14 protein-coding genes and 2 pseudogenes are annotated in these 12871 nt (G+C 68.9%); 9 read left to right on the forward strand and 7 right to left on the reverse strand.

The genetic code is table 11. The annotated features are described in order from the left end of the window. Positions 1–37: 37 nt before the first annotated feature. A complete protein-coding gene (locus ACGFZA_RS13155) occupies positions 38–286 on the reverse strand; it encodes a hypothetical protein (protein ID WP_393678963.1) in 249 nt (82 codons plus the stop codon). Between the two features lie 364 nt (positions 287–650). After that, entirely contained in the window at positions 651–1694 is a 1044-nt protein-coding gene (locus ACGFZA_RS13160) for an SGNH/GDSL hydrolase family protein (protein WP_385272541.1), read from the reverse strand. Between the two features lie 437 nt (positions 1695–2131). Between ACGFZA_RS13160 and ACGFZA_RS13165 the strand changes: the two genes are divergently transcribed. Continuing rightward, positions 2132–2311: a DUF6191 domain-containing protein gene (locus tag ACGFZA_RS13165; RefSeq protein WP_385272539.1), complete on the forward strand. Its 180-nt coding sequence runs from the start codon at positions 2132–2134 to the stop codon at positions 2309–2311. A gap of 307 nt (positions 2312–2618) precedes the next feature. On the opposite strand, the gene ACGFZA_RS13170 is transcribed toward ACGFZA_RS13165, so the two are convergent. Then, the gene (locus tag ACGFZA_RS13170; RefSeq protein ID WP_393678964.1) at positions 2619–2981 is read right to left on the reverse strand and encodes an SRPBCC family protein; all 363 of its coding nucleotides are present in this window, start codon (positions 2979–2981) and stop codon (positions 2619–2621) included. 639 nt (positions 2982–3620) lie between these two features. Further along, complete coding sequence (locus tag ACGFZA_RS13175) at positions 3621–4124, reverse strand: lamin tail domain-containing protein (RefSeq protein ID WP_385272533.1); 504 nt, start codon at positions 4122–4124, stop codon at positions 3621–3623. A 142-nt stretch (positions 4125–4266) separates the two neighbouring features. On the opposite strand from ACGFZA_RS13175, the pseudogene ACGFZA_RS13180 reads away from it, so the two are divergent. Further along, a pseudogene (locus tag ACGFZA_RS13180) lies at positions 4267–4401 on the forward strand (AAA family ATPase); the annotation flags it as partial. Positions 4402–4403: 2 nt separating this feature from the next. Here the strand turns inward: ACGFZA_RS13180 and ACGFZA_RS13185 are convergent. Next, positions 4404–5189: a GNAT family N-acetyltransferase gene (locus ACGFZA_RS13185; protein ID WP_393678965.1), complete on the reverse strand. Its 786-nt coding sequence runs from the start codon at positions 5187–5189 to the stop codon at positions 4404–4406. Positions 5190–5282: 93 nt separating this feature from the next. On the opposite strand from ACGFZA_RS13185, the gene ACGFZA_RS13190 reads away from it, so the two are divergent. Then, positions 5283–5456: a hypothetical protein gene (locus ACGFZA_RS13190; RefSeq protein WP_393678966.1), complete on the forward strand. Its 174-nt coding sequence runs from the start codon at positions 5283–5285 to the stop codon at positions 5454–5456. A 137-nt stretch (positions 5457–5593) separates the two neighbouring features. On the opposite strand, the gene ACGFZA_RS13195 is transcribed toward ACGFZA_RS13190, so the two are convergent. After that, positions 5594–5962 carry a nuclear transport factor 2 family protein gene (locus ACGFZA_RS13195; RefSeq protein WP_385272524.1) on the reverse strand — a complete coding sequence of 123 codons (369 nt, stop codon included), beginning with the start codon at positions 5960–5962 and terminating at the stop codon, positions 5594–5596. Positions 5963–6059: 97 nt separating this feature from the next. On the opposite strand from ACGFZA_RS13195, the gene ACGFZA_RS13200 reads away from it, so the two are divergent. From ACGFZA_RS13200 to ACGFZA_RS13225, 6 genes and pseudogenes are all read left to right on the forward strand, one after another. Then, positions 6060–6602 carry a winged helix-turn-helix transcriptional regulator gene (locus tag ACGFZA_RS13200; RefSeq protein WP_385272521.1) on the forward strand — a complete coding sequence of 181 codons (543 nt, stop codon included), beginning with the start codon at positions 6060–6062 and terminating at the stop codon, positions 6600–6602. Between the two features lie 395 nt (positions 6603–6997). Beyond that, entirely contained in the window at positions 6998–7465 is a 468-nt protein-coding gene (locus ACGFZA_RS13205; protein ID WP_393678967.1) for a hypothetical protein, read from the forward strand. A 24-nt stretch (positions 7466–7489) separates the two neighbouring features. Next, positions 7490–7705, forward strand: a complete 216-nt coding sequence (locus ACGFZA_RS13210) for a hypothetical protein (protein ID WP_385272515.1) — start codon at positions 7490–7492, stop codon at positions 7703–7705. A gap of 271 nt (positions 7706–7976) precedes the next feature. Continuing rightward, positions 7977–8546: a hypothetical protein gene (locus tag ACGFZA_RS13215; protein WP_385272512.1), complete on the forward strand. Its 570-nt coding sequence runs from the start codon at positions 7977–7979 to the stop codon at positions 8544–8546. A 38-nt stretch (positions 8547–8584) separates the two neighbouring features. Further along, a pseudogene (locus ACGFZA_RS13220) lies at positions 8585–8828 on the forward strand (transposase); the annotation flags it as partial. A 335-nt stretch (positions 8829–9163) separates the two neighbouring features. Then, positions 9164–10924: an RICIN domain-containing protein gene (locus ACGFZA_RS13225; RefSeq protein ID WP_385272509.1), complete on the forward strand. Its 1761-nt coding sequence runs from the start codon at positions 9164–9166 to the stop codon at positions 10922–10924. Between the two features lie 87 nt (positions 10925–11011). Here ACGFZA_RS13225 and ACGFZA_RS13230 read toward each other — a convergent pair whose 3' ends face one another. Continuing rightward, positions 11012–12832 (reverse strand): glycoside hydrolase family 2 protein, encoded by a 1821-nt coding sequence (locus ACGFZA_RS13230; protein ID WP_393678968.1) that lies wholly within the window; start codon positions 12830–12832, stop codon positions 11012–11014. Positions 12833–12871 lie beyond the last annotated feature (39 nt).

Here is a 12871-nt window from a genome sequence, read left to right on the forward strand (position 1 = left end):
GAAGCGGCACCATCGTGCACCGCTTCGGGGTGGAAGGTCAGCGGGCGGTTTCCCTGACGATCCATTGAGCGAGGTCGTCCACGGTTTCCGGCAGCTCGTGTCCCTGGTACCGAAGATCGACGTCCAGGTCATGTCCCAGGTGGGTCAGCACGCGGAAGTACTGCCGCGTGTCGAGGAGTACGCGGAGGCTGCTGTCTGCGGTGACCGTGTCTTCCGGGACGCCGGATTCAGCGGCGATGCACGTCGCGGCGGCGCTGAGCGCCTTGTCGTACGGAATTCTTTCCATGATCCGGATCGTAGATGCGGCACTGCTGCGACACCTTGGGTCAGCATCTCCCTCACCCGGACGTGTGGCCGGGGTACCTGCTTCCCGGACGGTGGCCCCGGGAAGCAGGTCGGCAGGAACTCTGTTGCGGCCACGCAGGGCGGGCCGAAGCCGAGGATGTGGTGGTTGCCACGGCGGCGTAGGGTGCCGGGGCGGGGCTGAGGGTGAGGCCTCGCCCCCGCCCCACGGACGTCAGTGGGTCGGAACCGGTGTACCGGACGGCGCGCTGGTCGATGCACCCCGTCCGGTACCGTCCGGCTGAGTGCCAGAGCGGCGCCGCGGGAGAGGGCCGCGCTTCCCCGCGGGGTGCCGGGGCCCCGTGCGATCAGCGTTCGAGGAGGGCGATGCGGATGGCCCGTTCCACGTGGGCAGCGGTGTTGGCGTGGCCCTCGGCGTTGGGGTGGACCAGGGTGACGCGCTTGCCGATCGGCCCGCAGTTGAGCGGGGTGCCGGGGAGCCTGGACGGCCAGTAGTCCTCGGCGTCGCCGCAGATCCCCTCGACCCACTTGGTGCCTGCGGGCTGGCAGGCGTCGTGGCCCACGCTGGAGGAGTAGACGTCGACGTAACGGTCGCCGAAGAAGTCCGTGACCCGCTGGATCGTGCTGTTCAGCTGCTTGAGGACGTCGTCACGGAGCCAGTCGACGTCGGCGTGCGTGATCGGGCCGAGCTCGGTGAGGGAGAGGCGGTTGCAGTCACTGCTCCGGTCCGGCAGGACCGCCGGGTAACCGACCGTGATCACCCTGGCGTTGGGCGCTGCCTCGTGCACCTGGGCCAGCATCTCGATGTACTCGTCCTGGACCCGGGCGAGCTTATCCTCGATGCTCTCCTCCCCCTCGGGGGGATTGGTGTAGTGCTCGCGGCAGGACTTCCCGACCGTGCCTGTTTCGAGGCATTTGAGGAGCATGCCGCCGAAGGGGAGGCTGTTCCCACCGACGCCGATCGTGACGATGTCGGTCCCGTCGTTGAGGTTGGCCCGCTTGATCTGCGGGTCCACCTCGGGCCAGCCGTCGGCCGGAGGCTGGACCGGGCTGATCGGCTTCTGCTTGTCCTTGGCGATGTCGGCGATGGTGGCGTTGCCGCAGCTGACATTGTTCAGGTGGACAGGTTTGCCCGGGGGGAACTCCGCGAGTTCCCGGTCGACGACGTCGGGATAGGCGTTGGTGGTCCGGTCGCAGCCGTCCCGCGACGGGTCGCCGAGCGCGGGCAGCGGGTCACCGACGAACCCGCCGGCGGTGTACGAGTCGCCCAGCGCGGCCCACACGTACTGGTCAGCCGCGCCGGCGGAGACCGAGGGCAAGACTGCGGCCGCTGTCAGCGTGAGCCCCATGACCAGCGCTCGGGTGCGCAGGCGGGAGACAGGGTGTCGCATGGATCCTCCAGGATCTGCAAAAGACGCCCCGGGCCGGATCGGCCCCAGGGCGGAAGGCACCTCGACCAAGATCATCGGCATCGGCGCTCCGCCCCTTGGGCAAAAACGGCCCTAGCGCCCCGATCGAGCTAAGTATTCAGATCATTCGTGCCGCCATCTGTCGCCATCTGCCAACACCCCACCAGGGCAGCCGATCCCGACAGTTTCCAGAGGGCCGGGCGCCCCCCGGCACCAGGCCGGCCAAGGCGCTCAGGCGAAGCAGAGCCGGAGTCGACCGAGGCCGACAAACTGGTGAGAGCCGCGCTGGGTTCGAGGGGAGTACCTGATCCACATGAGCAGCGATCACACTGCATCGCAGCACCGAGGCCTCTGCGGAGGGGCGACCCAATGAGCTGCGACATGCCCTCGCGTCCCGTACACCGTGTCATGGGCTGGGCGTGGGAGCCTCGGTCGCCGATGAGCTGCATGCATTCCTCAACTCGGCGAAGCGCGAAGAAATCGAACACCGCGGGGAGCAACAGGTCCTGAAAGACGACGCTCTGCACGGGACGCCACCCCGCATGGGGGTGGACCTGGAAGCCGGTACAGCGGTAATCCGGAGGAAGCCGAAGCCCTGAGCACGCACGGCACATTGGCCACCGATTCGCCACCGTCGGACGGTCCGCTCCCGGAAAGATCACCAAGAGCCGGATCGATGGTCCCGAAGGCATGATCTCTCCCACCGCACTGCCTCATGTACAGCCGGCCGGACTGCCTGCCACGGCCGGCGGAACGAGACAGACCCCGCGGTGTGGGTGCTGGCCGCCTCGGTGCCGGGCCCGCTGACCGGGGCCGACGGCCTTCGGCGCGTACAGAGTCCGCGACTGTCGCGCGCTCATGATCAATAGTTCAGACCGTCACCTGGCACGGCCCGTCATGGCCGGCTCATTGGTCCACCAGACGGCGCAACGCGCGGTGCGCCAGCAGCGCATACGCCCATACGACCGGGGCAGGGCCGTCGATGCGCAGCTCGGTCTCCGTGCCGGACGGCGTGCCGGCCCGGACAGCGTGCCACAGACGCATGCGCACCGGACCTGCTTGGACCCGCCACCGCCAGGTTCGGGCCTGATGGTCGACGGCCTCGACGACGAAGGCGACGCTCGGCCCCGCCACGGGCACCACCCGACCACGCATGCCCGCTCGCAGCTCCGCCTCCGTCTCCACAGCCCGGATCTGCGGAGCCCACATGGGCCAGGCCGCTGTCCGGACGTACCGCTGCCAGACCGTCTCCACACTTGCCGCGCCCACAGCGCGCACCGTTCTTCTCACCCTCCCACCATGCTCACAGAAGGGGAGCATGTGCTGGTCGGACAGGCCGCCCAGAAACAGACCCGTTGGCGGCGGCCGGACCGGTAGCAGCAGACGGGGACTTCGACCGGCTGCACCGCGTCCTCCTCGCGCAGCTGAACCCGGCCGGCTCGACGGGGCAGGAGCGTGTGTGGACGGTTCTCATACCGCGCGCAAGAAAGGGGGCGCCGGCACCCATTCCGTCGCCGGTCGACCACCGAAACGGGGCAGCTCACACCACCGATCGGCAACGACCCGGCACCCCGCTCAAAGCCGTCACGGGGTGATCTCCAGGGCCCGAGCAACGGGGTTTTGCCGACCAACAGGGTCCCGCACATGGATAACGCGGAGCTGAGCCCTCCGAACGGCACATCTCTCAGGCCTTCCCCCGCGGGGGCCGGTTGATGCTCGTCAGTCGGCGGACGAGCACCCCGAATCAACTGGCAACTGGGCTCCGGAGCGAACGGTCCGGGCAGAGGTCATCCGCGATCTACTCCCCCAGTATGCCGGGCAAGGTGTCAGCACTACATCTGACCGGTGCCCGCATCCCCGGCCACCTCGACCGTCGGCACGGACACGTCGCTCACCCCATCAGCGCTATCAGCCGTGGTAAGTGATGTAGCCGTTGCCGTCGCGGTCGTTGGCGTTCTTGGTGTACGAGTGGACGTCGGCGCGGGCGCCCGACGTCTTGTAGAGATAGATGGTGTCCTTGTCGTTGTTCCAGATGAAGTTGCAGTTCTGGCGGTAGGCGACGTTCTTGGCGTCGGAATCGGTGCCGTGTCCACCGCGCAGGCTGACGTAGTCGCCTGGCTGAAGGTAGTGGGACGCTTTGAAGGTGAACTTGTTGCCGGTGGCGTCCTTGACGACGTAGCCCTTGAGATTGACGGTCGTCGTGCGCGAGTAGTTTTTGATCGTCAGGTACTCGCTCTTGCTGTTGCCGCCCGAGCACTTGTTGGAGTCCTTGCCCGGTGCGTCGTACTGGACACCCTTGATCTTCAGGGCTGAGGAGTACTCGGCTGCCTGCGCAGGAGCGGCGGCGGTGAGGCCGAGCGCGATGACCGAAGCGGCAGCCGCGGCGCCGGCAATGGCGTGACGGGTGTTCATGAGGATTCCCCCTCAGTGGTACGGACAGAGCGTGCTGGAGCCTACCGAAACATGTGCCTGCGGCGTGAAGGAAATCTGAAGAATATGTGTGCAGCGCTCCGGTGGCCTGCCCTGGACATCCCTACGGGGCAGGCAGCAAAACGACACCGACCCCCGCCTCTGCGCGGCCGGCGTCGACCGCCTCACCTTCAACGGCACCGTCATCGAGACCGGCGACGACTCCTACCGCCCCGCCAGTACCCACGCACGAGCCGAAGAGCTCGCCAAGGCCGGCTGAGCTCAGGGTGACCACACATACGGCGTCGTCGTGGTGACCGCGTGCAGTCCAAGGCGGGTGAGGATCGGGGCACTGTCCGCTGAGGCGTCGACGTAGACGTAGGGGACATCACGGTCGGCGGCGAGTTGGGCTCGGTGGGCGACCATGGCCCGGTAGATGCCCTGTCCGCGCCATTCCTTGAGCGTCGAGCCACCCCAGAGGCCGCCGAAGTCGATGCCTTCCTTGAACACCAGCCAGGCGGCGCAGACGACTTCGGTGCGTGCCTCGGCAACGAGGACGATGGTGTTCTCTGGGGCGTTCTCGATCCGGGCGGTCAGGTCGTCAGCGAGCCAACTCCAGTCCTCGCCCCAGACGACGCTCTCCATAGCGGCGATGCGCTGAAGGTCCGATCTGGCGGTGACACGGCGGAGCGTGACGCCGTCGGGCAGAACGGGGTCGGCGGCAAGGTCTGCGGACTGGCCGATGAGCACGGTCTCGCTGTCCTCGGCGACGAAGCCGGCCGCCGTGAGTCGGTCGGTGATGTCGGCAGGGAGATCATGGGCGCGGGTCTTCCATTCGACCGCCTCGCCACGGGCAGCGTAGAAGTCACGCTGCTGCGCTATGAGCGGTTCGAGTTCTTCCCCGCACACACCGAGGTCGCGTGGGCCCGTGACGAAGCCACGGTGCCACCCGACGACACGGGTCAACGGGCCGTCATTTTCGATGCGGGCATTGCCGCCGGGCGGGGTGACACCACGGAGCTGGGCGTCATACGCGGTGCGGAGTTCGTTGATCAGAGCGTCCTTCATCCGAACACTGTACGGGCCGGGTGGAGTGATGGAACTCCGGTTGAAACCACGGGAACATCAGGCTGCGCGCCGGTGAGTGTTGCGGTGTCGCGAGTGCCCACCACCCTCAGTCCTGACGAGGAACAGGACGCCCGCTATGCGGTGACCGGCGCCAGCGATGCACTCCCTCGCTACGACACCCCGCCGCGCGACGGCGATGAGGTGCTGATCTTGCTTGCCGACCGGCCCTCCGCCACCTGCATGCGCGGCCCCACGGACGTCCGGTGACCGGCATGTGAGTGTCTCAGAGGTCAGCCCGTGGTTCTCGGTTCATACGCGGGGCGGCGACTGACGCAGGGGCACTGATCCTCTCGGCGTGCGCGCAGCGGCTGACAACACCGAGTCGCCCCACTGCCGCGCATCCCTCAGCGGTAGTCGTTCTCCTTGAGCGGGATCACCCAGGCGCGGCGTTCGCAGATCAGTCCGTCCCGCATGCGGAACACCTCACCCATGGTCATGCGCATCACGGTGTTCTCGTCGCCCACGGCCACGCTGCCGGCGATCTCCGCCATCACCACGTCCCCCTCCTCGATCATGCGCACGACTTCCAGCTTCGGCGGGGAGACGAAGCCGGGACCTTCGATCGCGGCGTCGTAGGCCTCTTTGCCGGTGAGGTTGAAGGCGCCGTAGACGGTCCACTCGATGTCGTCGGTCAGGCAACTGAGGATCTGGGCATGGTCGTTCCTACGGAAGCCATCAAGGTAACGCTCGACGGTCTGCTTATTGCGGGACATGGCACCTACCCCCTCGGGACCGCTTGCGCTTTGCAAGCGGTCCCGACCTTAGGCAAGGGTGCTGGTAAAATGCAAGCGGTAGCGTGGAGAGGACGACATGAAGGTCAAACCGCAGGCCGAGGGTCACTCGGGGCCGCGCTCCGCATGCCCGATCAACGCCGCCGTGGAGGTCTTCGGGGACCGCTGGACACTCCTCGTACTGCGGGACATGATCTTCGGGGACCGACGGCACTTCCGACAGCTCCAGGCAGGTTCAGAGGAAGGCATCGCCTCCAACATCCTCGCCGACCGGCTCGCACGGCTCGTCGATACGGGCCTGCTCACCCGCGACGACCCGGGCCCCGGCCGCCGCGCCACCTACAGCCTCACCGAGCCCGCCATCCAGCTTGTCCCGACTCTGGCGCACATCGGCGCCTGGGGCGTACGCCACCGCCCCACCACCCCGGACAGGCAGGCCGGCGCCGAATGGCTCCTGGCAGCAGGGCCGGAATTCTGGGACGACTTCATGGCCGAACTGCGCGAACGCCACCTGGGTATCGCCCGGCCCGAGAGCCCCCTGCCGCCCGCCTCCGAGCGGATGACCGCCGCGTACGCCCAAGCCCTGGCCGAGGAACGGGCCTCCGACCACGACACCGTGTGACCACAGGACCCACCGCACGCACTCCGCACTCCGCACCCCGCACCCCGCACCCCGCACACGGTGCCGCCCTCACTCCGGCGAGTAACGGATGCGGTTGCCCCAGGGCCCCGTCGGCCGACATCTGACCGATGGCGACCGCGACCGGCAACACCCGGGAGGAACTCCGGAGATTCCGGGTGCCGCAGTTCCTGCGCCGCCTCCTCTGCTCGTGCCTGTACCTGTGCCCGTACCCGTACCTGGGGAACGAGCCGGCGGATGACGGAGCTGCGGCCCTCCTCCGCCGGAACGGGCCTCCGTTACGCGACACAGCCTTGTGGGAAGCTCACGTCCGCCGTGCCCGAAGCCTGTAGAGGCACACCAAGTACCTTGTGTTGCAGACGTGTTGGAATGCTTTCATGGCTACTCCCGCTGGTGAAACCACGCGCCTGAGCCCGGCCGGGTTCACGCACCGCTTGCGTGCCGACATCGAACGGCTGAGAGACGAGGCGACACGCCAGAGAAAGCTCGCCCACCGCCGCGCCGAGTTCTGGGCCAGGACGGACATCGTCCTTGGTTTCCCCGCAGCCCTGTTCGCCGCCACGGCGGGAGCAGCAGGACTGACCTCGGCGGACGTGCGCGTTCCCGCCGCCCTCGCCGCTCTGGCCTCTGCCGGGTTCGCGGCCGGAGCGGGCTTCCTGCACAGCGACACCAGGCGCCGCGCCAACAAGCGCGCCCGGCACGCATGGGCCTCGGTCGAAGCCAAGGCCATGGTGGCACTGGGCCAGCAGCATGTAACCCACCAGGACCTCAGTGACCTGCTGGAATGCCGCCAGGCCGCGCTTGCGGCCTACGACAACGAGGAACCCCAGCCCGGGTCGACGTGATCCCTGCGGCTGGTCGCCCTGCTGGTGCAGGCCGTCGACTTCGACTTCATCCTTGCCCGGCACTTCCTGCTGCGCGGATTCTTCAGCTCGGTCGACGACCTGTCACCCGGGGTGGCCTCCATCGAGGGCATCCGCCTGCACCCCCTGCGTGGCGACGCTCCCGCCATGCGTTTCGCGCACGCCTCCGACACCCCGTCGAACGCCCTCTACCCCCGCGACTTCTCCCCTTCGAGACACTGAACGCCTTCGTGCAAGCCGACCGCACGGATACGGTCGACCCCTACATGCACGGCGTCCTGGCCGCCCTGGGCATCCGCAAGGGCGAGGGCTTCGCCCCGGCACCCCGCCACCGGGAACTGCTCGGCCTGGCCGCGCAGACCGGCTGGAAGACGGCCAAAGAACGACGATCTGCATCGGGTTCGCAGGCTGGTCACGGCTGCTCGCCCCTCTTCCGGAGTTTCTCCGACTATGGCAAGATCAACCTCCTTTGCCTGTTCCTACCGGGGGGATCATGCGCCACCTCACCACCGCTTCCACGCTCACGGCCGTCTGCTGGCTCAGCCTTACGGCCTGCACGGCAGGCGACGACCGGAGTACACCCGAGCCTCGCCCGCAGCCCACGCTGAAGCTGGGGCAGAGCGCGGACACCGCAGGTGTCGGAGGCCGAGGGGATGCCCAGATCACCGCGGATACCGTCGTCTACGTCGACAGCACTGGATTCGGCGCGCCGGAACACGGCCTCTTCGCTGTCGTCAACTACCAGTCGCGCAATCGGACCAAGTCGCGTGTGACGACGACCGCCGAACAGGGCGGCTGGCGATGGAAGACCGCCGATGGACACACCTTCACGGCGAGGAACAGCAAGGCCGCGGCAGAGGTCGCCCCCATCGGATTCAGCGAAGGCGGGGCGGCCCTTCCCGCCGAGACAGGTCACCAGGACGTGGCTGTCTTCGACATCACCGCAGCCGAGAAGGGCGGCACGCTCATCTACGTCGACGGCGACGGCACCGCCTTCCGTTGGAAGGTCCCTGCGAGCAACTCCGGTTCTGCGGTTCCCGCGTTGAAATTCGCCCTGAGCTAAGACCGTGTCCCACGTGGGTTCGGCGCGCTAGCCCGAGCATGCGGCGGGGTACGTGGAGTTGGGTTGTTCCGGACGGCCTGTGGGACATCACGGAGCCGCTGATCCCGCCGTCGAAGGTGCAGGCACAAGGCGTCAGGACTCAGGACACGCCTGGTGAGCCGCTCTTTGCGGTGATCATCTAAGTCCTGGTCAACGGGTGCCCCTGGCGGGCGCCCCTTCCGTGCTTCGGGACCGTCGCGGTCGACCGCCCACCGCAGGTTCCTGATCTGGTCACGAGTCGGCTTCCCGGCCGTGCTCGCGGCGGGCGAGGTGGACTGGCTTCACCTGGGGGACGGCTCGCAGGCCGCGGGACGGCGGTGCGACGCCCCTTCGTCGCGGCGGCCACCGGTCCGGAACCGGCGGCGTCCGCCTGGACCGGATGAGCCGACAACAGGGGACGCACCCTTATTTACATCGATGTACATGCGGCCCTACTGTGACGCCGTCAGCACGTTCGTAGGCCCGCGGGGACCACTCCCGCCCGTAGTGCGCGCCCTTGAGCAGTTCCGAGATGCCGAACGCCGCGGTACACATCCCGGCCGCCTGTCACGCCTCCGTTTCCCCGAGGAAGGAACCCCGTGCTCTCCTTACACCGACCACCCCGTTCCGGAAACCAGCGCTCGTTCGCCGCCCGCCCGCCGCGCCCCTCCCCCACGACCGTCGGCCGCCGCATCCGTGGGACGATGCGTGCCTTACTGCCGGTCCTCGCGGCCGTGCTGGGCCTGTTGCTCGCCGCGTCCACAGCCGCGCCGGCATCTGCCGTCACGTCCACCGCCTCGGTCAGCGGTCCTTCCGGGGCCCTCGCCGCAGCCACCGGCACGCCACTGGGCAGCGGGACCGGCCTCTATCCAAGGGCCATCCGGCTGGAGCACAGTGGCGCCGCCAACGGCCGGGTGCTCGCGAGCGTCGTGACCTTCGACGGGAACAACGGCATCGGCGCCATTCACGAGAGCACCGACGCCGGCGCGACCTTCCGGCAGGTGGGCAGGGTCGCCGATCCGGAGTCGGCGGCCGGGCAGGGGCTGTGCTGCTCCACGTTGTTCGAGCTCCCCCGCCAGATCGGGACCATGTCCCCCGGCACGCTCCTGTGGGCCGCCTCGGCCGGGCAGGACGAGCCGGACCGGCGTATGGCCCTGCGTGTGTGGCGGAGCGGCGACGTGGGCCGCACCTGGTCCTACTTGTCCTCCTGCGCCACGGCGACCGGGACGGGCGGCCTGTGGGAACCGGAGTTCTCCGTTGCCGCCGACGGCGCACTCGTCTGCCACTATGCCGACGAGACGGATCCGGCCCACAGTCAGAAACTGTCCGCCGCGCGTAGTTACGACGGGATCCACTGGCAGGACCGCCGCGACACGGTGGCCGGCGGCTGGCAACCGGACCGGCCGGGCATGCCCATGGTGCGCAAGCTGCCGAACGGCACGTACTTCATGAGCTACGAGATCTGCAATCCGGGCGGGCAGTACCAGTGCGTGGTGCACTACCGCACGTCTCCGGACGGATGGGACTGGGGCGACCCCGCCTCACTGGGGTTCCGTCCGGAGACCGTGGACGGCAAGTACTTCCGGGCCGCTCCCACCATCGCCTGGGCCCCCGCGCCCGGCGGCGGACCGAACGGCCGGATCCTGCTCGTCGGCCAGCAACTCCTCAACCGTGACGGCACACCCGCCGCGGACAGCGGGCGCACCATCCTCGCCAACACGGAGAACGGCACGGGCCCGTGGTACGAGATCGAGGCCCCCGTGCGGGTCACCGCGCCGACGGCGACCTACTGCCCGAACTACAGCTCCCCGCTGCTGCCCTCCGCGGACGGCCGGACGGTGCTGCAGATCGCGACCGACTGGGACGGCACCGTCTGCCGCCCGTACGTGGCCACCGGCCCGGTCACCGGCAGCGGTGACGCGGCCGGAGTCGTGGACGGGGCGCTGTACCGGCTGGTCAACGCCAACAGCGGCCACTGCCTGGACGTGGCCGGTGACTCCCGCGCCGCGGGCGGCAACGTCCAGCAGTGGACCTGCAACGGCCTGGCTCCGCAGCAGTGGACCCTGCGTGCGCGCGGAGGTGGCGCCTTCACCCTCACCGGACGCAACAGCGGCCACTGCCTGGACGTGGAGAACGGTTCCGCCGCGCCCGGGGCGAACGTACGCCAGTGGTACTGCAATGCCCAGGCCGCGCAGGACTGGCGGCTGGAGAACGCCGGGCGGGGGTACTACCGCTTGGTGGTGACGTCCGCCGGACAGTGTCTGGACGTCGCCCAGGGGTCCCGGACGGCTGGGGCCAATGTCCAGCAGTGGACCTGCAACGGCCAGCAGCCGCAGCTCTGGCGGCTCGAGCGGGTCTGAGATCTCGCGGTGCCCGCCCCGGTGGTAGGGGCGGGCACCGCGCTTTCGTCCCCGTCAGCCGGAGCGGGCACCGCTCACGCGTCCCCGTCAGCCGGCGTGCGGCTTCTCGATCGCGGCCGGCCGCAGCTGGGCGTCCCGGACGCGGGCGATGTCCAGTTTCGTGCTCCGGTCGAAGCGGTAGACGCCGTTCTGCTCCTGGAAGACATCGGTCAGCTGGGTGTAGCAGTAGCCGAACATCTCCGGGTCCTCCAGCAGCACGCCGGTGAGGCCCGCGAAGCGCTCGTGGAACTCGTCCTCGGTCCGCACCCGGTCGCCGTAGCCCCAGGAGACGGTGCGGTCGCTGCCCGACTCCCCGGCGGCGGCCTCCGGGTCCCACCAGATCCCACCGAACTCGCTGACGAAGTAGGGCTGGCCCCTGTACGGCTGCGAGTAGGCGGCTCCGGTCTCGTGGGCGTTGACGAAGGGCTCCCCCTTGGCAAGGCCGGAGACGAGCTTCCGGAAGGCGGCGGGGTCCTGCTCGTAGCTGTGGGAGTCGTAGATGTCGGTTTCCAGCACCCGGTGGGAGTAGCCGGAGGCATCGATCACCGGGCGGGAGGTGTCCATGGCCTTGGTGGCGAGGAACATCGCGCGGGTCACGTCGTCGAGCTGGGTGATGCGGTCGTGGAGTTTCTGATAGGTCTCGTTCAACGGGCACCAGCCGACGATCGAGGGGTGCGAGTAGTCGCGTTCCACGGCTTCGAGCCACTGGGCGACGAACGAGGCGTCGGGGCGCTGGTTGTCGCCCGAGGAACCGCCGATCTCACATCCCCAGTCGCCGAACTCGCCCCAGACCAGGTATCCGAGCCGGTCCGCGTGGTAGAGGAAGCGCTCTTCGAAGACCTTCTGGTGCAGCCGGGCTCCGTTGAAGCCTGCTTCCAGGGCGAGTTCGATGTCACGGACCAGAGCCTCGTCCGAGGGGGCGGTCATGAGGCCGTCGGGGTACCAGCCCTGGTCGAGGACGAGGCGCTGGAAGCGGGGGCTGCCGTTGAGGAGCACGGTCCTGCCCCGGACGGAGACGGCGCGCAGGCCCGCGTAGCTCTCGACGGTGTCGGCCACTTCCCCTGCGGCGTCGAGGAGTTCGAGCCGAAGGCCGTACAGGAAGGGGTCCTCGGGGCACCATTCGCGGCGCCGGTCCTCTGGGAGGGCCAGGTGAAGACGGGGCGCCAGGTCCAGGTCGGCGCGGGTCTCGGCACGGCAGACCTCGCCCGCGTCGTCGCTGAGGACGGCGCGTATCCGGTGGCCGGGGCGGTTGGCCGACAGGGGCAGTTCGAGGGAGAAGGCGGCGCCGGCCAGGTCGGGGGTGATCCGCGGGCGGCGGAGGTGCGCATCGGGGACCGGTTCGGCCCAGACGGTCTGCCAGATGCCGGTGGTCCGGGTGTAGTTGCAGTCGTGGTTGGCGTACTGGACCGCCTGCTTGCCCCGGGCCTGGGGGCCGGACTTCGGGTCGCGGGCGCGGACGGTGATCTCCACCTCCCGGCCGACGGGGAGGTGACCGAGGTCGGCGGTGAAGGGAGTGAAGCCGCCCCGGTGGCGTACCGCTTCGGTGCCGTCGACCCAGACAGTGGTGTCGTGGTCGACCGCCCCGAAGTGCAGCAGCGTCCGGCGTCCGGCCCATGCCTCGGGCGGGGTGAACCGCCGCCGGTACCAGACGGCTTCCAGGAAATCGGTGTCGCCGACACCCGACAGCTCGGACTCCGGGGCGAAGGGCACGAGGATCTCGCCGGTGAGGTCACGGTCGAGCAGTCCTCGTTCGAGGCCGCTGTCCCCCTGATCGGTCTCGAACTGCCAGGTCCCGTTGAGGTTGAGCCAGTCGCGGCGCACGAACTGCGGTCGCGGGTACTCCGGACGGGGGACGGAGGGGGTGTGCACAGGGGCTCCAGTCGGATGGTGAGGGCGGCCGGCCGGACG

The sequence above is a fragment of the Streptomyces sp. NPDC048211 genome, assembly GCF_043202315.1.
Taxonomy (GTDB): Bacteria; Actinomycetota; Actinomycetes; order Streptomycetales; family Streptomycetaceae; genus Streptomyces.